The organism is Serratia sp. LS-1, assembly GCF_003719595.1.
In the GTDB taxonomy this organism is placed as follows: domain Bacteria; phylum Pseudomonadota; class Gammaproteobacteria; order Enterobacterales; family Enterobacteriaceae; genus Serratia; species Serratia ureilytica.
This window is the reverse complement of the sequence record NZ_CP033504.1, coordinates 2,797,533-2,823,000: the sequence shown is the minus strand read 5'-3', so window position 1 is coordinate 2,823,000 and position 25,468 is coordinate 2,797,533. Positions and strand designations below refer to the sequence as shown.

The following is a 25,468-nucleotide window of genomic DNA, read 5'->3' as shown; positions in this document are numbered from 1 at the left end:
GAACAAGATCCTCTATGGTTAAATTGGCTTAACTAAAAATGAGGTTGCCATGAATACCTTTCGGTTATTTTTGATCGTAGGAATGTTGTTTTCATGGACGGCAGTGAGTCAGGCAGGAGTGGCCGGCGGGGTAATTCGCTTCGTCGGCTCTATCGTTGAAAGTCCTTGCACGGTCAAGATTGCAGATTCTAAGGCGAATACGCAATGTTACCGCAACGGCCAGCATTATCAGGCCCAGCAAGCGTTGTCAGGTTTTGATACTACACGCAAAGAACTTCCGCTGAATCTTGGCACAACCGAAATGAAGTGGGTAGACCAACAGAAGAAACTTGCTGTTATGACGGTCGTTTATCGTTAAGTCGTTCCGCCATGCCGGCGTAACGTTACGTCGGCATGGTTATTCTCAGCCTGCAGGCACTTCACCGCTTCACCCACTCCTTCACCGTTTCACGCGCACCGCGATCGCGCAGTGACAAATAGGCTTGCGTCACCGCCTCGATAAACGCGGCATGCGTCGCCAGCTGTTCGCCAAACACCGATTTCAGCGCCAGGAGCGCCGTTACGCGCCGCCGATCGTCCGGAGTGGCGGCGATCGTCTGTTGCAGGACATCTGCCAGCGGATCGCGAATGTCGATGGGCTGGCCGGCGTCATCGACACCGCCGACGTACCGCATCCAGCCCGCCACGCCCAGCGCCAGCCCGCCATAGTCGCCGCCGTGCCGCAGATGCCAGCGCACGGCGTCCAGCAGGCGCTGCGGCAGCTTTTGCGTGCCGTCCATGGCGATCTGCCAGGTGAGGTGTTGCAGCGCCGGATTGCTGAAGCGCGCGATAAGCTGCGCGGCGTAGTCGGGCAGACTGATGCCGGTGACGCTCAGGGTCGGGGCCTGCTCGCACAGCATCAGCCGCTGTGCGGCGCGGCGGTAGTGCTCGTCCGCCATGCACTCGTTGATATAGCGATAGCCACCCAGGTAACCGAGATATGCCAGGAACGAGTGGCTGCCGTTCAGCATGCGCAGCTTCATATGCTCAAACGGCAGCACATCGCGGACCAACTGGGCGCCGGCCAGCTCCCACGCCGGGCGTCCGGCGGCGAAATTGTCTTCCACGACCCATTGAATGAAGGGCTCGCAGGCGATGGCGCATTCGTCACGTACGCCGCCCAGCGCGGCGGCGATCTCATCCAGCGTGGCCGACGTGGCGGCCGGCACGATGCGATCGACCATGGTGCAGGGGAAGGTGGCGGCGGAGGCGATCCAGTCGGCGAGCGACGGATCCCGCGCCTGCGCCAAATCGAGCACCGCCCGGCGCAGCACGTGGCCGTTCTCCGGAATATTGTCGCAGGAGAGCAGGGTGAAGGCGGGCAGCTCGCGTTCACGCCGCAGCCGCAGCGCCTCCACCAAAATGCCGGGCGCGGTCTGCGGCTGATGCGGCGCCGCCAGATCGGCGACGATCCCCGGATGCCGCCGATCCAGCCGCCCGCTGCCGGGTTCGATGCAGTAGCCCTTTTCGGTAATGGTCATCGAGACGATCGCCACCTGCGGCTCGGCCAGCTTCTCCAACACCGCGGCGATGCCCTCCAGCTTGCGGTGCACGCTCTCATGCACTGCGCCGATCACCAGGGCCTGATGGCCGTCCGCGCCTTTCTCCAGCACGCTGTATAAATGATCCTGTTGCCGCAGCGCCTGAAACAGCGGCACGCCGCCGGACAGGCTGATCTCGCAAATGCCCCAGTCGCCGCCCTGGGCGTTCAACACCCGATCGGTCAGCAGCGCCTGATGCGCACGGTGGAACGCGCCGAAACCCAGGTGCACGATGCGGCTGCGCAGGGCCCGGCGATCATAATTCGGTTGCCGGACGGCGCCCGGCAGCGGGGTGTTGGCGATCGTATTCATCTCATCTCCAAAGCGAGTAGACAGCTGGCGGGCCACTTGCGTCAAGTTAGCGGACCAGTTTGCCGACGCATGGACAGCGGGGCGCCAGCGATAAAAAACTGCCCCCAGTCTAAAGTTGTCGGCAGGTTAAGGGAATTGGTCAGGCCAAAATAAGCCAGAATCGTGAAGCGGATCAACCAATGAACGGTTCAATTTTGACAGCGCGCGGCGAAAGAGTAAGTTAAAGCTAGCTGACATCTAAGTTAAACTGGTATAACAACATCGCAATGCGAGACAGGCATAAGGACACAACATGGAACAAACATGGCGTTGGTATGGCCCGAACGATCCGGTCTCTTTGGATGACGTGCGTCAGGCTGGGGCGACCGGGGTGGTCACGGCGCTGCACCATATTGCGAACGGCGAAGTCTGGCCGATCGACGAGATCCGCGCGCGGCAGGCGCTGCTGGCGGAAAAAGGGCTGGTGTGGTCGGTGGTAGAGAGCGTGCCGGTACATGAAGAGATCAAAACCCACAGCGGCGATTGGCGGCGGCATATCGCCAACTATCAACAGACGCTGCGCAACCTCGCGGCCTGCGGCATCGACACCGTCTGCTACAACTTCATGCCGATCCTCGACTGGACGCGCACCGATCTGGCCTATTCGCTGCCGGACGGCGCCAAAGCGCTGCGTTTCGATCAAATCGCCTTCGCCGCGTTCGAGCTGCATATCCTGCAACGTGCCGGCGCCGAGGCGGACTATACGGCGCAAGAGCGCAGTCAGGCGGCGGCCTATTTCGCCGCCATGAGCGAGGAGGAGAAAGCCACGCTGACGGGCAATATCATCGCCGGGCTGCCGGGGGCGGAAGAAGGCTATACGTTGGAGCAGTTCCGCCGCCGCCTGACGGAATACGACGGCATCGACAAGGCGCAGCTGCGCGAAAACATGGCGGTCTTTCTGCGCGCCATCGTGCCGGTGGCGGAAGAGGCCGGCATCCGGCTGGCGGTGCATCCCGACGATCCGCCGCGGCCGATCCTCGGCCTGCCGCGCATCGTCTCCACGATCGAAGACATGCAGTGGCTGAAGCAGACCGTCGACAGCATTCATAACGGCTTCACCCTATGCACCGGTTCCTACGGCGTGCGCGCCGACAACGATCTGGTGCGGATGATTGAAACCTTCGGCGATCGCATTCACTTTACCCACTTACGCGCCACCTGCCGCGAGGAAAACCCGAAAAGCTTCCACGAGGGGGCGCATCTGCAGGGCGATGTGGACATGGTGGCGGTGATCGAAGCGATCCTGACCGAAGAACTGCGTCGGCAGCGGGCGGGCGATCGGCGGCCGATCCCGATGCGCCCCGATCATGGGCATCAGATGCTGGACGATTTGAAAAAGAAAACCAATCCGGGCTATTCGGCCATCGGGCGGTTGAAAGGGCTGGCGGAGCTGCGCGGCGTCGAGCTGGCGCTCAAGCGGCGCTTTTTCCCGGAATTGCCGTAGCGGAAAAGGAAACGGGGCCGAGCATCGGCCCCGCTGGCGCGACTAGTCGGCGCGGCTCATGTAGCGGCGTTCGGCGATATGAATGCGGATCTTGTCGCCGGCGCTGAGGTATTCCGGCACATGGATCACCAGACCGGTCGCCATGGTGGCCGGCTTGTTGCGGGCGCTGGCGGAAGCGCCTTTGATGCCCGGCGCGGTCTCGACGATTTCCATATCCACGGTCTGCGGCAGCTCCAGCGCCAGCACCTGGCCGTCCAATGTCAGCACCTGCATGCCCGGCAGGCCGCCTTCCGGAATGAACAGCAGTTCGTCTTCGATCTGGTCTTTCTTGAAGATGTACGGCGTGTAATCTTCGTCATCCATAAACACGTATTCTTCGCCGTCGATATAGGAGAAGTTCACCTTGCGGCGCGACAGGGAAATGGTGTCCAGGATATCGTCGCCCTTGAAGCGTTCTTCTACTTTCAGGCCGGTGCGCACGTCGGAGAAGCGCATTTTGTACAGGGTGCTGGCGCCGCGGGCGCTCGGGCTCTGCACGTCGATATCTTTTACCAGCAGCAGCTTGCCGTTGTAGCTGATCGCCATGCCGCGTTTAATTTCGTTAGCTCTTGCCATTTCAATTCATCCGCAATGAAGAGTATTAGAGAAGTTGCGACAAGGTACTCGCGCCGCCGATTTCAGGCAATAGCCCGGCGCAAAAACAGTGCGGGAAAGGGAGGGCGGCAGCCCTCCCGTCGGGGATTACCGGAAGACCGGCAACAGGCCGAACAGCGACAGAATATGCGCGGCGGCGTTGATCAGTCCAAACAGGATGACGAACAGGATCACGCCGTTGCCGCCCGGTGCGCGATAACCGGCCTGCGGATAGCGGCGGCGGCTGGCGCGCGCCATCAGCGCCGGCACGATCACCGCCCAGATGGTGGCCGCCAGCCCGGCGAAGCCGATGGCGTACAGGAAACCGTTCGGGAACAGCAGCGCGGCCAGGGTCGGCGGCACAAAGGTCACCAGCGCGGTCTTGCTGCGCCCGACGGCGTCGTCCTTGAATTTGCAGAAGTCCGCCAGGTAGTCGAACAGGCCCAGCGACACGCCGAGGAACGAGCTGGCCAGCGCCATATAGGAGAAAGCGTTCAGCAGTTGGCTGACGGTCTGGCTGCTGGAGACGTTGCCCATTTGCTTGAGCAGGCTGCCGATATTGCCGCCCTCGGCGATCACCTGCTTAAAGGCGTCGCGCGCGATATTGCCCTGAATCACATACTGCCACAGGATGTAGATAGCCAATGCCAACAGGGTGCCGTACACCAGGCTGCGCACCACGGAGCCGCTGTCCTTGTGGTAGTACTTCACCAGCCCGGGAATGTTGCCGTGGTAGCCGAACGAGGTCAGCAGGTAAGGCAACGCCGCCAGGGCATAAGGCAGATAGCTGGCCTGGTCATCGCCGGTATTGAACAGCACCGCAGGCTGCACGTGGGTGAACATGTCGCCCACCGACATCACGAAGGTGATCACCATGCCGCCGATCAGAATGGTGCTCAGGCGGTCGACCGCGCGGGTGGAGAGCCAGACGATAAACGCCACGACCAGCGCGAACACCAGGCCGGCGGTGGTCTGGCCGACGCCGACGATGCCCTCCAGCGTGTGCGCGATGATCGAACCGCCCGCGGAGATATAGGCGTAGGTCAGGATGTACAGCACGAACGCCACCGACAGGCCGTTCACGGCGTTCCAGCCTTTGCCCAGCAGATCCTTGACCATGGTGTTGAAGCTGGCGCCGCTCGGGTAGTGCAGCGTGGCTTCAAGGATCATCAGGCCGGAAAGCAACATGCAGGCCCAGGTATACACCAGCAGCGCGACGGAGCCGCTGAACCAGACACCGGAAGTGACGATCGGAATGGAAAACATGCCGGCGCCTACGGCGGTACCGGCAATGATCATCGCGCCGCCGAGAACGGAAGGGCGGGCCAGCTTCTGGATGGTGTCCGTAGACATGTGCGCTCCTGATGGAAGAGGTTCTTTTGTACTAGCTCAATGGTACATGGGTGCATGGCGCATGTAAAGCGTGGGAATTGCACGCTTCACGCGTTTTTGTCTTTAAATTGCGGCTTTTTGGGCATTTATTCGTCAGGTGGCGAATCCGGCGGGGCAAGACGGTTGCGGGACGAGTGTAAAGATCGCCAAGGCGCAGGGATTCTGCTGGCGGCCGCCGCACGCGGCTGCTATTGTCGCGCTTCTTTTCCCCAGCCCACCAGGAGTAGCGCTGATGGACTGTCGCAGCGACTGCGGCGCCTGCTGTATCGCGCCGTCAATATCCAGCCCGATCCCCGGCATGCCGAACGGCAAGCCCGCCAATACCCGCTGCATTCATTTGGATGAACAGCTGCGCTGCGGCCTGTTTCATTCGCCGCTGCGGCCGAAGGTGTGCGGCAGCCTGCAGCCGAGCCGCGACATGTGCCACGATCACCGCGATCAGGCGCTGATTTATCTCGCCAGGCTGGAAGCGGACACCGCGCCTTAAGCGTCTTTCAACCGCCACAGACACAGCGTCGCGCCTGCCGCCATCGCCAGCGCGGCGTAAAACACCGCATGGTAGTTCCAGATTTCCGCCACCGCGCCGGCGATGGCGCCGGCGATAACCCAGCCGACTCGAATGGTGTTGGTGAACAGCGTGGTGGCCGTGCCGGCCTGACCGGGCATCAAATCCTGGAAGTAGAGCATGCCGATCCCCGCCAGCACGCCGATAAACGCCGCATTCAATAGCTGCAGAGCGATGAGTTGCCCACTGCCGGTGATAAACAGCAGGCCGCAGTAGAACAGTACGCCGGCGACGGCGGCGCCGAGCATCAAACACCGTTTGCCGCAGCGTTTCGCCACCATGCCGGCGATCAGCATGATCGGGATCTCCAGCCCGGCGGCGGTGCCCATCAGCACGCCGACCAGCCGCTCCGGCAACCGCAGTTCGTGCACCATATACAGCGGCATGTTGATCAGGTACATGCTGTTGGCGGTCCACATCAGGGTGCTGGCGCCAAACAGCAGCAGCGCGTCGCGGCGATGCTGCCGCGGTGCGGCCAGAGGCGCGCTCGCCACGGCGCTTTTCGGCATGGAGGGCAGCCGTTTCCACACCAGCAGGCCGCACAGGACAAAGGCCGCCGCGCCCGCCAGATACAGGGTTTTGAAGCCGAAACCCAGCGCCAGCGCGAAGGCGATCGGCGGGCCTATCACCCAGGCGAGCGAGACCTGCGCGCGCATGATGGAGGTGAACATCACCGCCTCGCGCCCGGTGCGATCGGCGTGTTCGCGCGCCAGGGCGAACATTTGCGGGTTAGCGGTGGAACCGAAGCTGGTGAGCAGCACGCCGACGAGCAGCAACAGGGAGTAATTACGGCTCCAGGCGAACAGCGTGAACCCCAGCGCACCCAGCATACAGCAGAGGAAGATCAGCGATTTGCGGTCGCCTTTTTTATCCGAGCGGCCGGCGAGAAACTGGCTGACCAGAATGCTGATCACCGCGCTGCCGGTAAAGAACAGGCCAACCAGCGCCGGCCGCACCTTGACTTCGGTTTCCAGAAACAGGCTCAGCGTCGGGGTTTGCAACGCGCCGGCTATGCCGGTCAGGAAGGCCACCGCCAAAAAGGCCAGCGAAGTGAGATCGGGCGTGCGTCGCGTTACTGCGGATGAAGTCGGCATGGCGATGGAGAATTCGTCGAAAAAGTGAGGTCGCGCGCATCATACGCCCGTTGAAAAGAAACGCAAACCGCTATCCATTGGCGCAGGGTAAGCGGCTATGTCGCGCGGCGACGTGAAAAAAGGGGCGCGTTGCGCCTAATGCCGGTCACTTAAGCCTGACTGGTATTTTTTATCCAGTCTCTTTACGTGACGTGCAGGATGAATTGCCGTAAATCCCCCGAATTTCTCTGTTACTACAATGAACGGCAATTGGAGGGGCCGAAGGCGCGGCCCCTCCACCCGCGCCCTTGCTTAACACCGTCTGTCCGCTGTGCGGATGCCCTCGCCGCGTCTGCATTGTCGGGCGGGTCGGCTGCGACAAACATCCCTGTTAGTCTCGCCTCAACCGGCCTTCCCTGGCCGGTTGCCCCTGACAATGCCGTCTTGCTCGGCAGCCGGTGATGCGCGCCTAAGGTCAACACCCGAGCTGGCAGCTACCGGGCAACCTGTCCCTTATGAGGTTATGGCAGAGAAGAGAAATCGGAGATGAGCACGGTATTGGACGCCCTTGAAGACGCCGAACGCAGGCATGGCGCATTAGGAGAAACCGCCATGGACGGCGGTTTCAGGTGAGACAGGCAGGGACGCCTGTCGCAACCGGCCTCAATGCGCTATGGCGGAGAGAGGGCAGTTGGCAAAGCCAACCGTCTGATAGGGCAAAGGCGCGGGTTGCCAGGGGCCGCGCCTTCGGCCCCTGGCTCGGTCGAGGTGCTGGAGCCTCATGATGCACCTCTCATTTATCGACCGAAAACGACTCGAGTACTTCAAAAAAACGCTAACTGACCAGCATTACGCGTTGCGCCCCCCTTGCTTGCCGGTAAATCAGGCGCCTTGCGGCACCGCGTGCGCGGTATTTTTCAACGTCGGCCCCTGATACTTCTCGATCTGCAGCTGCGCCATCTGCCCGCAGTTGCCCTGCGCCAGGCTGGAGGAGCCGATGTCGAAGGTCAGGCAGTTGACGTTGCCGTTCTTGCACAGCGAGCCGGGCTGCGCCGGATCGGCCGGATCGAACCAGGCGCCTTCGCTGATGCGCACCACGCCAGGCCGCACGTCTTCGCTGACCACCGCCCCCACCAGGATCTGGCCGCGATCGTTAAACGCCCGCACCAGATCGCCGCCGGCAATGCCGCGCGGCTGCGCGTCCTGCGGGTGGATCAGGATCGCTTCACGATCCGCCACCGCGTATTTCTTGCGCAGCGGCGTATTGTCGAGCTGGGAGTGCAGCCGGTTGGTCGGGTGCGCGGTATTGAGCGACAGCGGATACTTGGCCGCTTCCGGCCCGCGATACCACTCGTGCGGCGGCATCCAGGTCGGGATGCCGGGGCAATCCGCATAATGCATTTTGGCGATGGCGTCGGAGTAGATTTCGATCTTGCCCGACGGCGTGCCCAGCGGGTTCAGCAGCGGGTTGTCGCGGTAATCGGCGAAGCGCACCCACTGCTTATTGGCCTCCGGCACCGGGAAACGCACGTAGTTATTGGATTGCCAGAACATGTCGAACGGCGGCAGCGCCACCCGCGCGGCGCGCGCCTGGTTTTTCATGTCGTCGTACATGCCTTTCAGCCACTGGGTTTCATCCTTGCCCTCGGTAAAGGCCTCCTGCACGCCCAGCCTGGCCGCCATCGCCGAGAAGATGTCGAAGTCGCTGCGCGACTCGTGCTGCGGCGGCACGCATTGATGCATCGGGAACACGTAGAGCTGCGAATAGTCGCCGCCCATTTCCAGATCGTTGCGCTCGTAGCTGGTGGTGGCCGGCAGGACGATATCGGCATGCTTGGCGGTGGCGGTCCAGTAAGGCTCGTTGACCACGATGGTGTCCGGCCGCTGCCAGGCTTTGACCAGGTTATTGGTGTCCTGATGCTGGTGGAAGGTGTTGCCGCCCGCCACATACACCATTTTCACCTCGGGGTAGGTGACCTTGGCGCCGTTGAAGTCGATGGTTTTGCCCGGATTGCTCAGGCATTCGGCGATGCGCGCTACCGGGATCGGCGCCGGCGAGTTCTTCGGCGCGTTGCCGGCGGAGATGCCGGCGATGATGCCGCCCTTGGCGGTCGGGCTGCCGCCGGACGAATAGTGGTAGCTGAAGCCGAAGCCGCCGCCCGGCAGGCCGATCTGGCCGAGCATCGCCGCCACCGTCACCAGCAGCCAGTGCTGCTGTTCGCCGTGATGCTGGCGCTGAATGCCCCAGCCGCCCATGATCATGGTGCGATGCTTCGCCATCTCGCGCGCCAGCGCGCGCAGCGTGTCGGCATCGACGCCGCTGATGTCGGCCGCCCATTCGGCGGTTTTCGCCACGCCGTCGCTCTCGCCCAGCAGGTAGGCCTGGAACTTGTCGAAGCCGACGGTATAGGTTTTCAGGAAGTCCGGGTTATGCAGCTTCTCGGTCAGCAGCGTATGGGCGATGCCGATCAGCATGGCGCCGTCGGTGTATGGGCGCGGGGCGATCCACTGCGCATTGACGAACTTGGCGCTGTCGTTGTGTACCGGATCGATGCTGATCACCCGGGTGCCTTTTTTCTTCAGCGCCTCGAAGCCGGTCTGGCCGACGTGATCCGGCACGTTCCAGCTGTTTTTCAGCGTGACCATCGGGTTGCAGCCCCACAGGATCACCAGCTCGCTGTTCTCGATCACGTTCGGCCAGGCGGTCTGCTGTTCGTAGACCTCCATCGAGCCGACCACGTGCGACATGATCACCTGCGCCGCGCCGGTGGAGTAGTCGCCGGCGTAGCCGAGGAAGCCGCCGGTCAGGTTCATCAGGCGCTGCAGCAGCGTGCGGCTGTTGTGCAGCATGCCGACGCTTTTCCAGCCGTAGGAACCGGCGTAGATCGACTGCGGGCCGTGATCTTTTTGCAGGCGGGTGATCTCATTGCACACCAGCTCGGTCGCTTTGTCCCAGCTGACGCGCACCCACTCGTCGCGGCCGCGCAGCTCGGTGCGGCTGCCGGGGCCGCCTTCCAGCCAGCTTTTGCGCACCATCGGGTATTTGATGCGGTTCTCGGCGTGCACCTGATAAGGCGCCATGGTGATAAGCTCATTGGGATACGGATCGTCCTGCACCGGCTGCACGCCGACCATCTTGCCGTCCTGCACGATGGCTTCAAACGCGCCCCAGTGGGCGCCGGTCAGAATGCCTTTCTGCGCCTGACGCAAGACGATGAACTGCGGCAGCGCTTCGCTGATGGCCTGCGCCAGCGCCGCTTTGGGCCATAATCCCGCCAGCAGCGGGGCGGCGGTCAGCGCGGCGGCGCCGGTCAGGAAGCGGCGGCGGCTCATGGTTAACGGTTTTTGGTTGCTCATTGCGCTTCTCCCTTAAAGCTTGGCCGGTGCGGCAGGTGGCATGTCGCTGGCGTGTTTTTGTACGTATTGTGTCAGCACGCGCAGCTGTTCCTGCGTCAGCGAGGTACGCGGCGCCATGCCTTTGATGACGCCGATCCATTGGTTGGCGTTGAAGCGATCGAGCGCGGTCAGCCCGTGGCAGCCGGTGCAGTTGGCCGACATCATGTCCGCGGCGTAGCGCCAGATTTTTTGCTGATCGTCGATCAGCTGCTTGCGCGGCAGCCACACCTGCAGAGAGACCTGATGCCAGACCAGGCCGGTTTCCGCATCGGTCTGGGTGGACGCGGTCTTCAGCTGTTTGCGCGCGTCTTCACCCAGCAGCACGCTGAGGATGCGTTTGCCCTGCGCGGCGTAGAACACTTCGCTGACCCCGTCTTGCTGCCAGCCGCTCACGGTGGCCAGCACCTTGTCGCCATCCTGTTTCACCACCTGCACTTCGGTGGACGGCATCAGGTTGCCGGCATTATGGCTGTCGTCTGCGCTGAGGAAGAACGGTTCGGTGGCGATGGTGTAGAGGGTGGTGGCGCCCGGTGCGGTCAGCGCCGCGGCCTTGGCCAGCTCGGCGGCGCCGGCCTGGGTTTCGCCGCTCATGTCCGGCAGGATGTGGGCCACGCCCTTATGGCAGTCGATGCAGGTTTCGCCCTGTTTGATCGCCACCGGGTGCTGCAGGCGCGCTTCGGGACGCTGGGCGGTGATGTCCATGGCGTCGTAGCTGTGGCAGGAGCGGCAGGTGGCCGAGTCGTTCTCTTTCAGCGTCTTCCAGACCGACTGCGCCATCGCCAGCTTGTGTGCTTCATATTTTTCCGGCGTATCGATGGTGCCGACCATCTCGCCGTAGATGTCTTTTACCGCGCGGATCTTGGTCCACAGGTAATCGATCGGCTGGTGCGGCACGTGGCAGTCGGCGCACTCGGCGCGGATACCCTTGGTGTTTTGGAAGTGGACGCTGCCCTGATATTCGGCCAGCGGTTGTTGCATGGTGTGGCAGGAAACGCAGAAGGCGGTATCGCTGGTTTTATGGAATACGGTGGCGGTCCCGGCCAACAGCGCCGCGCCGAGGATAATCCCCAGCAGCAAAAGCCATAGCCATCCCCACCGGCGCTTTTTTTCAAAGCCAGTCAGTTTTTTGCTCATGGTAAACCCGCTTATAATTATGAATTTAAAATAAAATCTTGCCAAAAGGCCGCCGACCGGAGGTCAGAATGCCACGTCGATTGCAGGGGTAATGATAGAAGAGGGTTAACCCCATGGGGTTATCCGTAGTCAAAAAAATGGCGTATATCGCAAAAAATAGCGTTATATTCTATTTTATATAGCGATGGGCTGTGAGGCAGGCAACGCGAACGCCGCGCGCTCGCGAAGGGCTCAGGCCGTTGGCAAGTAGGTTTGGCCGCTCAGCCACAGGCGGATCGCCGTGCGGCTGGCTTCGAAATGGGGTTCCGGCAGAGAGTCTGGCGCGCACCAGCGCCATTCGGCGCATTTTTCGGGTTCTTTCAGCTCGGCTTCGCCGCCGGGATGCGCCACCTGCAGACAGATGGACACCGTGTGTTTGCCTTCGGCGCGCCAGGTTTGCAGATTGTTGCTGACGCCAACGAAGCGCGGCGGATCGATGATCAACCCGGTTTCTTCGGCAATTTCGCGCTGGGCGCACTGCTCGAAGGTCTCACCGGCATCCAGATGCCCGCCGGGGATCGACCAAAAGGGCGCGTGGGAGCCGCAGCGTTTGCCCAGCAAAATCTCGCCTTGCGGGTTCACGATGATCACCCCGACGCCCGTCACTACATTCATGCTTTTCTCCGTCAGCAAAGTTTCAGCACAGTATGTCATTTTGCCCCGGCGCTGACCAATGCGCCGATGAAAGTGTGCGTAAGCTCAAAAATCTGCAATGGCGAAAGGGAGAAAGCTTGCTTTCATCTTGCGCTGCTTACACACTACTTGAAACGTTTCAGCGTTATCCGACCGCTTGTGGGCAGCGGGTAACGCTCCTTTTTCTCAATGAAGCTGAAACGATTCAATTCAGCAGGAGAGGAGAATCATGTTCCAGTTGTCACCGCAAGACATTCATCTGGGCGCCGCTGCCGCCGATAAGCAGGAGGCCATCCGTCAGGTGGCCGCCGCGCTGACCGACGCCGGCTGCGTCAGCGCCGGTTATGTGGACGGCATGCTGCAGCGCGAACTGCAGACGTCCACCTACCTGGGCAACGGCATCGCCATTCCGCACGGCACCACCGATACCCGCGATCTGGTGTTGAAAACCGGCGTGCAGGTGTTCCAGTTCCCGCAGGGCATCGCGTGGGGGGAGGGCCAGACCGCCTATGTGGCGATCGGCATCGCCGCCCGTTCCGACGAGCATTTGGCGCTGCTGCGTCAGCTCACCCACGTGCTGAGCGATGACAGCGTGGCGGAGCGGCTGGCGAAAACCACCTCCGCGGAAGAGCTGCGCAGCCTGTTGATGGGCGAACGGCAGAGCGCCGAATTCCAGTTCGACGTTTCGCTGATTGCGCTCGACGTCGCCGCCGACAGCCTGATGACGTTGCAGGCGCTGAACGCCGGCCGTCTGCAAAAAATCGGGGCGGTCAACGCGCAGTTCGTCAGCGATGCCATCACCCGCAAACCGCTGAATCTGGGGCAGGGCATTTGGCTGAGCGACAGCGTTGAAGGCAACCTGGCCAGCGCGGCCACCGTCAGCCGCCCGGCGCAGGCTTTCGTGGAAGACGGCGAGCCGGTGGCGCTGCTGCTGACGGTGTCGGTCGCCGATGCGCAGCCGCTGGCGGTGCTCAACTACCTCAGCGATCTGCTGCTGGCCAACAAAGCTGAACGCTTGCTGAAGGCGGATGCCGCCGGCGTGCTGGCGCTGCTGACCAGCGACGTGGCGGAAGAGAGCAGCGTGCTGAGCGCCGAATTCGTGATCCGCAACGAGCACGGTCTGCACGCGCGGCCGGGCACGGCGCTGGTCAACGTGATCAAAAGTTTCAACAGTGACATCACCGTCACCAACCTGGACGGCAGCGGCAAGCCGGCCAACGGGCGCAGCCTGATGAAGGTGGTGGCGTTGGGCGTGAAGAAAGGGCATCACCTGCGCTTTACCGCCAATGGAGAAGATGCTGAAGCCGCGCTGAAAGCGATTGGCGAAGCGATTAATGAAGGACTGGGCGAGGGCGCAGCATGAGCAGAAGAGTAGCAACAATCACCCTGAACCCGGCGTACGATCTGGTGGGTTTCTGCCCGCAGATTGAACGCGGGGAAGTCAACCGGGTAAAAACCGCCGGCCTGCACGCCGCCGGTAAGGGCATCAACGTCGCCAAGGTGTTGAAAGATTTAGGCATCGACGTCACCGTCGGCGGCTTCCTGGGCAAAGATAATCAGGACGGTTTCCAGCTGCTGTTCAGCGATCTGGGGATCGCCAACCGCTTTCAGGTGGTGCCGGGGCGCACCCGCATCAATGTCAAGCTGACGGAAAAAGACGGCGAAGTGACCGATTTCAACTTCTCCGGCTTCGAAGTGACGCCGCAGGACTGGGATCGCTTCGTCAGCGACTCGCTGAGCTGGCTGGGCCAGTTTGACATGGTGGCGGTGAGCGGCAGCCTGCCGGCCGGCGTCGATCCCGACGCGTTTACCGACTGGATGACCCAACTGCGCGCCAAGTGCCCGTGCATCATTTTCGACAGCAGCCGCGAAGCGCTGGTCGCCGGGCTGAAGGCCTCGCCGTGGCTGGTCAAACCGAACCGCCGCGAGCTGGAAATCTGGGCCGGCCGCCCGCTGCCGACGCTGGCGGACGTGGTCGAGGCCGCGCATGCGCTGCGCGAACAGGGCATCGCCCACGTGGTCATCTCCCTCGGCGCGGAAGGCGCGCTGTGGGTTAACGCATCCGGCGCCTGGATCGCCAAACCGCCGTCCTGTGAGGTGGTCAGCACCGTGGGCGCCGGCGATTCGATGGTCGGCGGCCTGATTTATGGCCTGCTGATGCGCGAATCCAGCGAACACACCCTGCGTCTGGCCACGGCGGTAGCGGCGCTGGCGGTCAGCCAGAGCAACGTCGGCGTGACCGATCGTCCCCAGTTGGCCGCGATGATGGCGCGCGTCGATCTGAAACCTTTCAATCAATAGCAGGAGGCAGAATGAAAACGCTGCTGATGGTAGACAGTTCGCAGGGACAGGCCCGTGGCCACCTGGCGAAACGCATGCTGGAGGCCGCCGCGGCCAAAGCCGGCCTGACGCTGGTCGAGTCGCTGCAGGACGCCGAACTGGTGGCGGTGGCGGGGCAGGCTGCTCCTGCTGACGCCGCGCTGAACGGCAAATTGATCTATGTGGGCGAGGTAGAACAGGCGGTGCGTGAACCGGACGCGTTTCTGGCGCGCGCCCAGGCCGAAGCTGAAACCTATCAGGCGCCGCAGGCAGCGGCGGCGGTGAAAGCCGATGGACAAAAACGCATCGTGGCGATCACCGCTTGCCCAACCGGCGTGGCGCACACCTTTATGGCGGCCGAAGCCATTGAAAGTGAAGCCAAGAAACGCGGCTGGTGGGTGAAGGTGGAAACGCGCGGCTCCGTCGGCGCCGGCAACGCCATCACCCCGGAAGAAGTGGCGGCGGCGGATCTGGTGATCGTCGCGGCGGACATCGAAGTGGATCTGGACAAGTTTGCCGGTAAGCCGATGTATCGTACTTCCACCGGTCTGGCGCTGAAGAAAACCGCGCAGGAACTGGACAAGGCGCTGGCCGAAGCCGAAGTGTTCCAGCCGCAGCAGCGCAGCGGCGCGGCGCCGACGGCGAAGAAGAAAGAGGGCAACGGCCCGTATCGTCACCTGCTGACCGGCGTGTCCTACATGCTGCCGATGGTGGTGGCGGGCGGTTTGTGCATCGCGCTGTCGTTCGTGTTCGGCATCAAGGCCTTTGAGGTCAAGGGCACCCTGGCGGCGGCGCTGATGCAGATCGGCGGCGGCTCCGCCTTCGCGCTGATGGTGCCGGTGTTGGCCGGTTTCATCGCCTTCTCCATCGCGGATCGTCCGGGCCTGACGCCGGGCCTGATCGGCGGCATGCTGGCGGTGAGCACCGGCGCCGGGTTCCTGGGCGGCATCATCGCCGGTTTCCTGGCGGGTTATGTCGCCAGGGCGATCAGCAGCAAGCTGCGCCTGCCGCAAAGTATGGAAGCGCTGAAGCCCATCTTGATCATTCCGCTGGTGGCCAGCCTAATCACCGGCCTCATCATGATTTACGTGGTCGGCACGCCGGTGGCGAAAATCATGGAAGGCCTGACCCATTGGCTGCAATCGCTGGGCACCGCCAACGCCGTACTGCTGGGGGCGATCCTGGGCGGCATGATGTGCACCGACATGGGCGGCCCGGTGAACAAAGCGGCCTACGCGTTCGGTGTGGCGCTGCTCAGCTCCTCGGTGTATGCGCCGATGGCGGCCATCATGGCGGCGGGCATGGTGCCACCGCTGGCGATGGGCCTGGCGACGCTGCTGGCGCGCCGCAAGTTCCCGAAATCCGAACAGGAAGGCGGCAAGGCGGCGTTGGTGCTGGGGCTGTGCTTCATCACCGAAGGGGCGATTCCGTTCGCCGCCCGCGATCCGATGCGCGTGTTGCCGTGCTGCATCGCCGGCGGGGCGCTGACCGGCGCGCTGTCGATGGCCTTCGGCGCCAAGCTGATGGCGCCGCACGGCGGCTTGTTCGTGCTGCTGATCCCGGGCGCGATTTCGCCGGTGTTGCTGTACCTGGTGGCGATCGCCGCCGGCACGCTGTTGGCCGGGGTGGCTTATGCCCTGCTGAAACGTGCTGAAACGCCGGTCGCCGCCGCGGCGTAAGCCTCGCCGATACCGCAAAACGCGCAGCCCAGAGCTGCGCGTTTTTATTTGTGTCTTAGGCAGTTAGCACGATTTACCCCTGGTCAGAAACCACAAGGCTTTCTAAGCTGATAGCGCGACCTTATTCCTGCGAACAAGGAATGATTCAAGGAGATTCATCAGTGGCTAAAAAAGTGGCGATCGTACTGACATCCGGTTTCGCCGATTGGGAATACGCGCTGATTGCCGGCGTTGGCGGCCCGTTTTATGGGCTGGATGTGGCGTTTTTTGCGCCGCAGGCCGGAACGCTTCGTTCACAGGGCGGGTTGACGGTGGACGTTGCTCACGGCGTGGCCGAATTGGCGGACTGGCGCCCCGAGGTGCTGGTGGTGGTCGGCGGCACCCTGTGGGAAACCGAACGGGCGCCGGATATCCGCGCGTTGCTCAACGAGCAGCATCAACGCGGCGCGACCCTGGCGGGCATTTGCGGCGGGACGTTGGCGTTGGCGCGGGCCGGCCTGTTGAACGGCAGGGCGCATACCTCCAACGATGCCGAGTTCTTGACGCGCAACGTTGCGGGCTACAGCGGGCAGCGCCATTACGTTGCGAGCGCCGTCGCCGTTGTGGATGACCGCGTCATTACGTCACCGGGATCGGCGCCGGTCAGTTTTACCACCGCGGTGTTCAGGGCTGCGGGCCTGGATGAAGAAACGCTGCGTCAGTTCGGCGCCATGCTGGCGGCGGAGCACGCGGTGGGGGAAACCGCTCGCGCTTAAGCGAGCGGCCAGGGGAGGGTTACTGCTGCGCCTTCAGCCAGGCGATCTCTTCGGCCCAGATATCCGGGTTTACCGTTTCCAGAATCAGCGGGATGTTGTCGAAACGCGGATCGCGCATGATGTAGCTGAACACCGTTTTGCCGATGTTGCCTTCCCCCAGGCTGTGATGGCGGTCGACGCGGCTGTTGAACTCGCTCTTGGCGTCGTTCAGGTGCATGCCGCGCAGGTAGTTGAAACCGACGATGTCGCCCAACTGCTTGAAGGTGCGCTCGCACTCTTCTTCGGTGCGCAGATCGTACCCGGCGGCGAAGGCGTGGCAGGTGTCGATGCAAACGCCGACGCGGCTTTTGTCTTCGACGCCGTCGATGATCGCCGCCAGGTGCTCGAATTTGAAGCCCAGGTTGCTGCCCTGGCCGGCGGTGTTCTCGATCACGGCCGTCACGCCGGCGGTTTTATCCAGCGCGATGTTGATCGATTCGGCGATGCGCGCCAGGCATTTATCTTCGTCGATTTGTAGCAGGTGGCTGCCGGGGTGGAAATTCAGCAGCGTCAGCCCCAGCTGTTCGCAGCGCTGCAGCTCGTCGATAAACGCCTCGCGCGATTTTTCCAACGCGTCGGCTACCGGGTGCCCCAGATTGATCAGGTAGCTGTCGTGCGGCAGGATTTGCCCCGGCCCGTAACCGTACTGGGCGCAGGCGCTCTTGAACTTATCGATCACGTCGGCGGCCAGCGGGGCGGCCTTCCATTGACGCTGATTTTTGGTGAACAGGGCGAACGCGGTCGCCTCCAATTCGTGCGCGCGGATAACCGCCTGATCCACGCCGCCTGACGCGCTGACATGTGCACCGACAAACTTCATCTTCATTCTCCTGTGTTATCGGTGACATTATGGCATTGATGGCGGGCGGATTGAATGGCGAAAAGCGGCGGCCCGCCGAAGCGGGCCGCCGAGGGAGATTACAGCAGGTGTTGCACCAGTTGGTTTATCGCGCCGCCGCCGACCAGCAGCCAGACGAACAGCAGCGTTGCCAGCAGAATCGGTTTCATCCCGGCCTGGCGCACGGCGCTGATGTGGGTAGTCAGCCCCAGCGCCGCCATCGCCATCGCCAGCATCCAGGTGTCGGCGGTGATCAGGTGCCGCACCAGCGTGGCCGGCAGCAGGTTGAAGGAGTTCAGCCCGGCGACGGCGATAAACAGCACGGCGAACCACGGAATGGTGATGGCGGATTTTTCCGCCTTGCCTGCGCTGCCTCGGCTGATGTAGCCCGACAGCAGCAGCAGGAACGGCGCCAGCATCATCACGCGGATCATCTTGGCGATCACCGCCGCATTTTCGGCGTCCGGCCCGATGGCGTGCCCGGCGGCGACCACCTGAGCCACTTCGTGGATGGTGGAGCCGGCGTAGATGCCGAAGGTTTCCTGGCTGAACGGCAGCCACTGGAAGTGTTCATTCAACTGATACAGCCACGGATAGGCGAAGATCGCCAGGGTGCCGAACACCACCACGGTCGAAACCGCCACCGCCACTTTGCTGGAGTCGGCCTTCAGCACCGGCTCGGTGGCCATCACCGCCGCCGCGCCGCAAATGCTGCTGCCGGCGCCGATCAGTATCGCGGTTTGGCTGTCGATGCCGAACACTTTCTTGCCGAGCCAGCAGGCCAGCAGGAAAGTGGTGATCAGGGTCAGCGCATCGATGATGATGCCGCTGGCGCCCACGTCGGCGATCTGCTGAAAGGTCAGCCGGAAGCCGTAAAGGATAATGCCCAGACGCAGCAGGCGCTGTTTGGCCAGCTGTACGCCGCTGTGACAAACGGTTTGCCAGCGGGGGTACAGCGTGTTGCCCACCAGAATGCCGAGCAGGATCGCCAGCGTCAGCGCCCCCAGCCCCAGCTCCGCCACCCTGGGAATGTCGCCGGCCCAGACGGCCAGCGCGGTGAGCGCGCCGGTCAGCGCCAGCCCCGGCACCAGCCGCGGCAGGCCGAACAGCGGGAAGCGTCGCTCGGGGTAAGTGTGAGTGGTATCAGTCGCCATATAAAGTCAGTCCTTCAGTCTGTTTCTTGCGGTCAAGAGTACGTTTGGGCTGAATAAAAGAGAAATTGATTATATATTTATAACCTATCTGAATAAGTGGTATGGGGTCAGCCATTGGCATAACGCCGCATTGCGGCTAGGGTGTGGAGGAGCGGCGAGCCGCCGTCAATTTTCCAACTAACAGGAGCAGGCGATGGATACCGACGATCAACGCAGAGAGCAGGTAGATCAGGAAGTGGGCCGCGCGGTGCGGCGGTTGATTGAAGAAAACAAGGCGATCGACCGCGACCATCTCGCGGCGATGCTGCAATTGATACTGCGGGACGAAACCGGCACGCCGCGAGAGCCGGTGCTGGCCGCGGCGGCGCAGCTGGTCGCGTTGGGCAAATAGCGCGCCGATCTGGCCGCAAACAGGGTAGCCTGGCCGGGCTGCCCACCACACCATATTGGGGTTCTCTGGCAGAACCTTCTTTCAATACCGGGACAGCTATGCATATCACGTTGCGTCAACTGGAAGTCTTTACCGAAGTGCTGAAAAGCGGTTCGACCACGCAGGCCTCGGTGGTGCTGGCGCTGTCGCAGTCGGCGGTCAGCGCGGCGCTGGCGGATCTGGAGGGGCAGCTGGGCGTGCAGCTGTTCGATCGCGTCGGCAAACGGCTGGTGATCAACGAGCACGGCCGGTTGCTGTATCCCAAGGCGCTGGCGCTGTTGGAACAGGCGGGGGAGATAGAGCAGCTGTTTCGCCATGACGGCGGGGCGTTGCGCATCGCCGCCAGCAGCACCATCGGCAACTACATGCTGCCGGAGATGATCGCCCGCTACCGCCGGGATTTTCCCGCCACGCCGCTGGAGCTGAACGTCGGCAATAGCCAGGACGTAATCGTGGCGGTGGCGGATTTTCGCGTCGATCTGGGGCTGATCGAAGGGCCTTGCCATATGCCGGAGCTGGTGACGCAGCCGTGGCTGGAGGACGAGCTGGTGGTGTTCGCCGCGCCGGATAACCCGCTGACCCGTCAACCGCCGACGCTGGAGGCGCTGGCCAATGCGCCGTGGATCCTGCGCGAGCGCGGTTCCGGCACCCGTGAGGTGTTGGACCATCTGCTGTTGGCGCATCTGCCGCACTTCCAGCTGGTGATGGAGCTGGGCAACTCGGAGGCGATCAAGCATGCGGTGCGGCACGGCATCGGCATCAGCTGCCTGTCGCGGCGGGTGGTGGCGGAACAGCTGGCCAGCGGCGCGCTGGTGGAACTGCCGGTGCCGTTGCCGCCGCTGCGCCGCACCCTGTACCTGATCCGCCATCGGCAAAAGCACGTCTCCAACGCGTTGCAACGTTTTCTCAGCTATTGCGTGCTGTAACCGGCGGCACGTCAAGCGCTCTGCTGCCGCGCAGGCCGGAAAAAGCATAAAAACCTGCGCGCGCTCACATTAATGAGAGTAAGTAAGGCTATAAGGGCCGCAGCTAATAATTGCCTCTGAATTATGAAGCTATCTTATATCGGTGCAATGTTGCTAGTTCACCGGCGGGTATTTGTTACAATCCGCCCTCATTTTTCGAAGAGCAGATAGATAGGGAACGAATGGCTCAGCAGGATATAAAAACATCGGGGCAGCAAGCACCCGGATTGCGCCGTGAATTGAAAGCCCGGCATTTGACCATGATCGCCATCGGCGGCTCCATCGGCACCGGCCTCTTCGTCGCCTCGGGCGCCACGGTTTCTCAGGCAGGCCCCGGCGGGGCGCTGTTGTCTTACGCTCTGATCGGTTTGATGGTGTACTTCCTGATGACCAGCCTGGGCGAACTGGCGGCCTTTATGCCGGTCTCCGGTTCATTCTCCACCTACGGCGCCAAATACGTAGAAGAAGGCTTCGGCTTCGCGCTGGGCTGGAACTACTGGTACAACTGGGCGGTGACCATCGCCGTTGACCTGGTGGCCTCGCAGTTGGTGATGAGCTACTGGTTCCCGGACACCCCGGGTTGGATCTGGAGCGCGCTGTTCCTCGGCCTGATGTTCCTGCTGAACTACATTTCGGTGAAAGGGTTCGGCGAGGCGGAATACTGGTTCGCGCTGATCAAGGTCAGCACCGTGATTATCTTCATCGCCGTCGGCGTGATGATGATCGTCGGCATTCTGAAGGGCGGCGAGCATGCCGGCTGGCAGAACTGGACAATAGGAGACGCGCCGTTTGCCGGTGGCTTCTCGGCGATGATCGGCGTGGCCATGATCGTCGGCTTCTCGTTCCAGGGCACCGAACTTATCGGCATCGCAGCCGGCGAATCGGAAAACCCGGGTAAAAACATCCCGCGCGCGGTGCGTCAGGTGTTTTGGCGTATCCTGTTGTTCTATATCTTCGCCATTCTGATCATCAGCCTGATCATTCCGTACACCGATCCGAGCCTGCTGCGCAACGACGTGAAAGACATCAGCGTCAGCCCATTCACGCTGGTCTTCCAACATGCCGGCCTGCTGTCGGCGGCGGCGGTGATGAACGCGGTGATCCTGACGGCGGTGCTGTCGGCCGGTAACTCGGGCATGTATGCGTCGACCCGCATGCTGTACACCCTGGCTTCGGAAGGCAAGGCGCCGCGTATCTTCGCCAAGCTGTCGAAAGGCGGCGTGCCGCGCAACGCGCTGTACGCGACCTGCGTGGTGGCCGGCCTGTGCTTCCTGACGTCGATGTTCGGTAACCAGTCGGTTTACCTGTGGCTGCTGAATACCTCGGGCATGACCGGTTTCATCGCCTGGTTGGGCATCGCCATCAGCCACTACCGTTTCCGTCGCGGCTACATGCTGCAGGGGCGCGATCTGAACGATTTGCCGTACCGTTCCGGTTTCTTCCCGCTGGGGCCGATCTTCGCCTTCGTGCTGTGTCTGATTATCACCCTGGGGCAGAACTACCAGGCCTTCCTGCAAGACAAGATCGACTGGTACGGCGTGACCGCGACCTACATCGGTATTCCGCTGTTCCTGCTGATTTGGTTTGGTTACAAGCTGTCGCAAGGCACCCGTGTCGTGAAGTACAGCGAGATGGAATTCCCGAAGATGGACGTGAAGTAATTTTCGGTGAGTGACACGCGGCGGGGGGCTCCCGCCGCGTTTTGTTTTACTTTTTCCCGCCTTTGGCTTCCGCCAGCGCCTGCTGCGCCGAGCTCATCAAACTCTCTACCGTCGCGTAATCCTGCGTCAGCGCCACAATGCCGGCGTTAAGCTGCATGTTCACCTCGCCGAACGCGCCAAAATCGTAGGGCGCCTCCAGCGGCGGCACAATGCGCGCCAGAAACTCGCTTTCCGCGCCGTAGGGCAGATCGTGCACCAGAATCAGAAACTGGCCGCCGGTATAGCGGCAGATATAGTCGCTGGGGCGGATCAGCGTCTTGAGGCGCTCGCCGACGGTGCGCAGCACGTCGTCGCCGATCTGGACGCCGTGGCTTTGGTAGAGCGCCGCCAGCGGGCCGAATTCAAGAATGAACAGGTGGGAGATCGGCTGCGCCGTTCCGGGACGGCAGATGCTGCGCATCACCGTCTCGCCGCCTGCGCGGTTGAGAAAGCCGGTCAGGCGATCGCGGTGCGACGCCTGCTGCTTCTCCCACGCCAGCGTGACGTGCTGCACCAGCTGGCGGTGGTAGCGCGCGATCATGCCGTGGGCCAGCACCAGCCACAGCGGCGCGAGGTCCGCCAGGACAAACAGGTTTTGCACGCGCGACAGCGGCGCCGCCAGCAGGTAAGGCAGCGTCAGCGCGATCACCTCAAGCAGCGCGAAGCGCGGGACGGCGGCGTGGCGTTGCATCAGCCAGCAGGCCAGGGCGGTGATCGTCAGGCCGGCGAACAGCATTAAGACGAAGCGGCCCGAGAGCATCGCCAGAGCGGCGCTGGCGCCGACCAGCAGCGCCCACAGCAGCACCGTCACCAGCATGGCGTTCGGCCAGGCCGGTTGACGCCGGCGCGCCAGCCAGGCTCGCCCGGCGGTCAACAACAGCAGCAGCAGCAACAAACCGATGCCGAGCGGCCGCTGGACCAGCCAGGCGTACCCCGCCAGCAGCGCGGCCGGCCCTGCGGCATTCAGCCAGGGCGTGAGAGGAGAGGGCGTCAGCGTGAGACGCAGCTGGCGTTGAAACGGCTCGTCATCGGCGTGCAGCGGGCTGTATAACAGCCAGTTCAGCAGCGCCGGGCGTTTGGGCGTTACCGCCGGAGATGGACTTCTCATTACAGCCTCGTCAATCAATAAGGCCGCTCTTGCGGCGGCCTGAAGTTTTTTTGCACGCGCGGTGCTGTGATTTTGGATTCTATGTGGTTTTGCCGTTATTTGTCAGAGTCTGGTCGGATCAGGAAGAATTTTCAGAATAATTAACCTACTGGCCGTTGGCGGGGGAAAGCGTGGCGGTTTGAAAAATGGCGATAAAAAACAAATTATTACATTTCGACAACGCCGTTTTCACCTATTGATATGATTGATAAGTATTATCGTTTGTTTTATTGTTAACGGCTGTGCAGCAGGCTGCTGCCGCACACTTTTCGGTTCACGGCGGCCGCTTTCGCGCCGCTGTCATGATGGTTGCAACAGGTATCTTAACTAATGAGCGTATCCACCGATCCCATGACTGAAGCCAAGGGGCAACCCGACGCCGGCGTGATGGGGCGTTATCAGCATATTCTTCGCCATCGCCTGTTGATGATGGGCGTATTGGCACTGGCGATCCTGGGCTCGCTGCTGCTGGATTTCACCATGGGGCCGTCCGGCCTGTCGTTGTCGTCTTTATGGCAAACGCTGCTTGATCCCGCCGCGGCCGATGCCGGCACGCGGGTGATCGTCTGGGACATCCGCTTGCCCTATGCGTTGATGGCGGTGGTGGTGGGCTTTGCGCTCGGCCTGGCCGGGGCGGAAATGCAGACCATCCTGAATAACCCGCTGGCCAGCCCCTTCACCCTCGGGGTGTCTTCCGCCGCGGCCTTTGGCGCCGCGCTGGCGATCGTGCTCGGCATCGGCATTCCGGGGATCCCCGATCAGTGGTTCATCTCCGCCAACGCTTTTATCTTCGCGCTGTTCGCCGCGCTGATGCTTGACGGCATCACGCGCTGGACGCGGGTCGCCACCTCCGGCGTAGTGCTGTTCGGTATCGCGCTGGTGTTTACCTTCAACGCGCTGGTCTCGATGATGCAGTTCATCGCCAGCGAGGATACGCTGCAGGGGCTGGTGTTCTGGACCATGGGCAGCCTGGCGCGCGCCTCGTGGGACAAACTGGGCATTCTGTTCGGGGTGTTCGCCGTGCTGCTGCCGCTGTCGATGATGAGCTCGTGGAAACTGACCGCGCTGCGTCTGGGTGAAGACCGGGCGGTGAGCTTCGGCATCGACGTGCGTCGGCTGCGTTTGACCACGCTGCTGCGCATCAGCATGCTCTCGGCGCTGGCGGTGGCTTTCGTCGGGCCGATCGGCTTTATCGGTCTGGTGGCGCCGCACATCGCCCGCATGATCTTCGGCGAAGATCACCGTTTCTACCTGCCGGCCAGTGCGCTGATTGGCGCGCTGGTGCTGTCGATGGCCTCGGTGGCGTCGAAAAACCTGGTGCCTGGGGTAATCATCCCGGTGGGGATCGTGACGTCGTTGGTCGGGGTGCCGTTCTTCCTGAGCATTATTCTGCGCCACCGGGGGAACGTATGAGCCAGGGTTTACGGATAGAAAACTTCTCGGCGGGTTACCCGAAACGCCAGGTGATCGACAATCTCTCGGTGCCGATGCTGCCGCGCGGGCAAATCACCGTGTTGCTGGGGCCGAACGGCAGCGGCAAATCGACATTGCTGCGCTCGCTGGCCGGGCTGAACCCGGCGCAGGGCAAGCTGTGGCTGGACGACGGCGATTTGATGCAGATGCCGTTCGCCCGTCGGGCGGAGAAAGTGGTGTACCTGCCGCAGTCGCTGCCCGCCGGGGTGCATCTGCACGTGCTGGAGTCGATCATCGTGGCGCAGCGCGCCTCGGGCGGCCGCAGCAACGCCGGCAGCGAAGCGGAAGTGATGGCTTTGCTGGAACAGCTGGGCATCGCCCACCTGGCGCTGAGTTATCTCGATCAGCTGTCCGGCGGCCAGAAACAGTTGGTGGGGTTGGCGCAGTCGCTGATCCGTCAGCCGTCGCTGCTGCTGCTGGATGAGCCGCTGAGCGCGCTCGATCTCAACTACCAGTTCCACGTGATGGATTTGGTGCGCCGCGAAACCCGCAAGCGCGATATCGTGACGGTGGTGGTAGTGCATGACATCAACATTGCGCTGCGTCACGGCGACCACGTGCTGATGCTGCAGGATGGCGATCTGATCGCCGACGGCGCGCCGGATCAGGTGATTACGCCGCAGAGCCTGGCGCGGGTCTATGGCGTGCGCGGGCGCATCGAGCGTTGCTCGCAGGGCACGCCGCAGGTGCTGATAGACGGTCTGGTGAACCAGCCGACGATATAATCCA

The 25,468-nt window shown here is 62.4% G+C and carries 22 protein-coding genes; 12 read left to right on the top strand and 10 right to left on the bottom strand.

Annotation, left to right across the window (positions count from 1 at the left end; translation table 11 throughout):
• Nucleotides 1-49: 49 nt before the first annotated feature.
• Nucleotides 50-358 (top strand): type 1 fimbrial protein, encoded by a 309-nt coding sequence (locus EDY99_RS13535; RefSeq protein ID WP_004935734.1) that lies wholly within the window; start codon nucleotides 50-52, stop codon nucleotides 356-358.
• Nucleotides 359-419: 61 nt separating this feature from the next.
• Here EDY99_RS13535 and EDY99_RS13530 read toward each other — a convergent pair whose 3' ends face one another.
• The gene (locus EDY99_RS13530) at nucleotides 420-1,892 is read right to left on the bottom strand and encodes a mannitol dehydrogenase family protein (RefSeq protein WP_123061841.1); all 1,473 of its coding nucleotides are present in this window, start codon (nucleotides 1,890-1,892) and stop codon (nucleotides 420-422) included.
• 292 nt (nucleotides 1,893-2,184) lie between these two features.
• Here EDY99_RS13530 and uxuA point away from each other — a divergent pair, with 292 nt between their 5' ends.
• Entirely contained in the window at nucleotides 2,185-3,375 is a 1,191-nt protein-coding gene (gene uxuA, locus EDY99_RS13525; protein ID WP_047025329.1) for a mannonate dehydratase, read from the top strand.
• Nucleotides 3,376-3,417: 42 nt separating this feature from the next.
• Here the strand turns inward: uxuA and yeiP are convergent, their stop codons facing one another.
• Nucleotides 3,418-3,990 carry an elongation factor P-like protein YeiP gene (gene yeiP / locus EDY99_RS13520; RefSeq protein WP_004935725.1) on the bottom strand — a complete coding sequence of 191 codons (573 nt, stop codon included), beginning with the start codon at nucleotides 3,988-3,990 and terminating at the stop codon, nucleotides 3,418-3,420.
• A gap of 126 nt (nucleotides 3,991-4,116) precedes the next feature.
• On the bottom strand, nucleotides 4,117-5,361 hold the full coding sequence (gene mtr / locus EDY99_RS13515; RefSeq protein WP_047025330.1) for a tryptophan permease: 1,245 nt from the start codon (nucleotides 5,359-5,361) through the stop codon (nucleotides 4,117-4,119).
• Nucleotides 5,362-5,632: 271 nt separating this feature from the next.
• Here mtr and EDY99_RS13510 point away from each other — a divergent pair, with 271 nt between their 5' ends.
• Nucleotides 5,633-5,887: a YkgJ family cysteine cluster protein gene (locus EDY99_RS13510; protein ID WP_019453627.1), complete on the top strand. Its 255-nt coding sequence runs from the start codon at nucleotides 5,633-5,635 to the stop codon at nucleotides 5,885-5,887.
• On the opposite strand, the gene EDY99_RS13505 is transcribed toward EDY99_RS13510, so the two are convergent.
• The 4 genes from EDY99_RS13505 to EDY99_RS13490 all read right to left on the bottom strand — a co-directional run bounded on the left by EDY99_RS13505 (nucleotide 5,884) and on the right by EDY99_RS13490 (nucleotide 12,222).
• Nucleotides 5,884-7,059, bottom strand: coding sequence for a sugar efflux transporter (locus EDY99_RS13505; RefSeq protein ID WP_123061840.1), 1,176 nt, complete (start codon nucleotides 7,057-7,059; stop codon nucleotides 5,884-5,886). The genes EDY99_RS13510 and EDY99_RS13505 overlap by 4 nt on opposite strands.
• An 861-nt stretch (nucleotides 7,060-7,920) precedes the next feature.
• The gene (gene torA, locus EDY99_RS13500; protein ID WP_123061839.1) at nucleotides 7,921-10,395 is read right to left on the bottom strand and encodes a trimethylamine-N-oxide reductase TorA; all 2,475 of its coding nucleotides are present in this window, start codon (nucleotides 10,393-10,395) and stop codon (nucleotides 7,921-7,923) included.
• 12 nt (nucleotides 10,396-10,407) lie between these two features.
• Nucleotides 10,408-11,568 carry a NapC/NirT family cytochrome c gene (locus EDY99_RS13495; protein ID WP_033652538.1) on the bottom strand — a complete coding sequence of 387 codons (1,161 nt, stop codon included), beginning with the start codon at nucleotides 11,566-11,568 and terminating at the stop codon, nucleotides 10,408-10,410.
• A gap of 231 nt (nucleotides 11,569-11,799) precedes the next feature.
• A complete protein-coding gene (locus EDY99_RS13490) occupies nucleotides 11,800-12,222 on the bottom strand; it encodes an NUDIX hydrolase (protein ID WP_033652539.1) in 423 nt (140 codons plus the stop codon).
• Nucleotides 12,223-12,469: 247 nt separating this feature from the next.
• Between EDY99_RS13490 and fruB the strand changes: the two genes are divergently transcribed.
• The 4 genes from fruB (at nucleotide 12,470) to EDY99_RS13470 (ending at nucleotide 16,993) form a co-directional block, all read left to right on the top strand.
• Nucleotides 12,470-13,603 (top strand): fused PTS fructose transporter subunit IIA/HPr protein, encoded by a 1,134-nt coding sequence (gene fruB, locus EDY99_RS13485; protein WP_033643805.1) that lies wholly within the window; start codon nucleotides 12,470-12,472, stop codon nucleotides 13,601-13,603.
• Nucleotides 13,600-14,541: a 1-phosphofructokinase gene (gene fruK / locus EDY99_RS13480; RefSeq protein ID WP_015378523.1), complete on the top strand. Its 942-nt coding sequence runs from the start codon at nucleotides 13,600-13,602 to the stop codon at nucleotides 14,539-14,541. Before fruB ends, fruK begins: the two co-directional genes overlap by 4 nt.
• 11 nt (nucleotides 14,542-14,552) lie before the next feature.
• Complete coding sequence (gene fruA, locus EDY99_RS13475; RefSeq protein ID WP_033643804.1) at nucleotides 14,553-16,238, top strand: PTS fructose transporter subunit IIBC; 1,686 nt, start codon at nucleotides 14,553-14,555, stop codon at nucleotides 16,236-16,238.
• Nucleotides 16,239-16,399: 161 nt separating this feature from the next.
• On the top strand, nucleotides 16,400-16,993 hold the full coding sequence (locus EDY99_RS13470) for a DJ-1/PfpI family protein (RefSeq protein ID WP_080273400.1): 594 nt from the start codon (nucleotides 16,400-16,402) through the stop codon (nucleotides 16,991-16,993).
• Between the two features lie 19 nt (nucleotides 16,994-17,012).
• Here EDY99_RS13470 and nfo read toward each other — a convergent pair whose 3' ends face one another.
• The gene (gene nfo, locus EDY99_RS13465) at nucleotides 17,013-17,852 is read right to left on the bottom strand and encodes a deoxyribonuclease IV (protein ID WP_033643802.1); all 840 of its coding nucleotides are present in this window, start codon (nucleotides 17,850-17,852) and stop codon (nucleotides 17,013-17,015) included.
• A 98-nt stretch (nucleotides 17,853-17,950) separates the two neighbouring features.
• Nucleotides 17,951-19,024: a YeiH family putative sulfate export transporter gene (locus EDY99_RS13460; RefSeq protein WP_033643801.1), complete on the bottom strand. Its 1,074-nt coding sequence runs from the start codon at nucleotides 19,022-19,024 to the stop codon at nucleotides 17,951-17,953.
• A 193-nt stretch (nucleotides 19,025-19,217) separates the two neighbouring features.
• Here EDY99_RS13460 and EDY99_RS13455 point away from each other — a divergent pair, with 193 nt between their 5' ends.
• The 3 genes from EDY99_RS13455 (at nucleotide 19,218) to EDY99_RS13445 (ending at nucleotide 22,080) form a co-directional block, all read left to right on the top strand.
• Nucleotides 19,218-19,415 (top strand): hypothetical protein, encoded by a 198-nt coding sequence (locus EDY99_RS13455; protein WP_033643799.1) that lies wholly within the window; start codon nucleotides 19,218-19,220, stop codon nucleotides 19,413-19,415.
• A gap of 98 nt (nucleotides 19,416-19,513) precedes the next feature.
• Nucleotides 19,514-20,380, top strand: coding sequence for a DNA-binding transcriptional regulator YeiE (gene yieE, locus EDY99_RS13450; RefSeq protein WP_021505917.1), 867 nt, complete (start codon nucleotides 19,514-19,516; stop codon nucleotides 20,378-20,380).
• A 221-nt stretch (nucleotides 20,381-20,601) separates the two neighbouring features.
• The gene (locus EDY99_RS13445) at nucleotides 20,602-22,080 is read left to right on the top strand and encodes an amino acid permease (protein ID WP_033643798.1); all 1,479 of its coding nucleotides are present in this window, start codon (nucleotides 20,602-20,604) and stop codon (nucleotides 22,078-22,080) included.
• A 46-nt stretch (nucleotides 22,081-22,126) separates the two neighbouring features.
• Here EDY99_RS13445 and EDY99_RS13440 read toward each other — a convergent pair whose 3' ends face one another.
• Nucleotides 22,127-23,227: a GGDEF domain-containing protein gene (locus EDY99_RS13440; protein WP_060660453.1), complete on the bottom strand. Its 1,101-nt coding sequence runs from the start codon at nucleotides 23,225-23,227 to the stop codon at nucleotides 22,127-22,129.
• A 369-nt stretch (nucleotides 23,228-23,596) separates the two neighbouring features.
• On the opposite strand from EDY99_RS13440, the gene EDY99_RS13435 reads away from it, so the two are divergent.
• Together EDY99_RS13435 and EDY99_RS13430 are read left to right on the top strand one after the other, a co-directional pair.
• Nucleotides 23,597-24,679, top strand: a complete 1,083-nt coding sequence (locus tag EDY99_RS13435; RefSeq protein ID WP_033643796.1) for an iron ABC transporter permease — start codon at nucleotides 23,597-23,599, stop codon at nucleotides 24,677-24,679.
• Nucleotides 24,676-25,464: an ABC transporter ATP-binding protein gene (locus EDY99_RS13430; protein WP_033643795.1), complete on the top strand. Its 789-nt coding sequence runs from the start codon at nucleotides 24,676-24,678 to the stop codon at nucleotides 25,462-25,464. The genes EDY99_RS13435 and EDY99_RS13430 overlap by 4 nt, the downstream gene beginning before the upstream one ends.
• The last annotated feature ends 4 nt before the right edge of the window (nucleotides 25,465-25,468 follow it).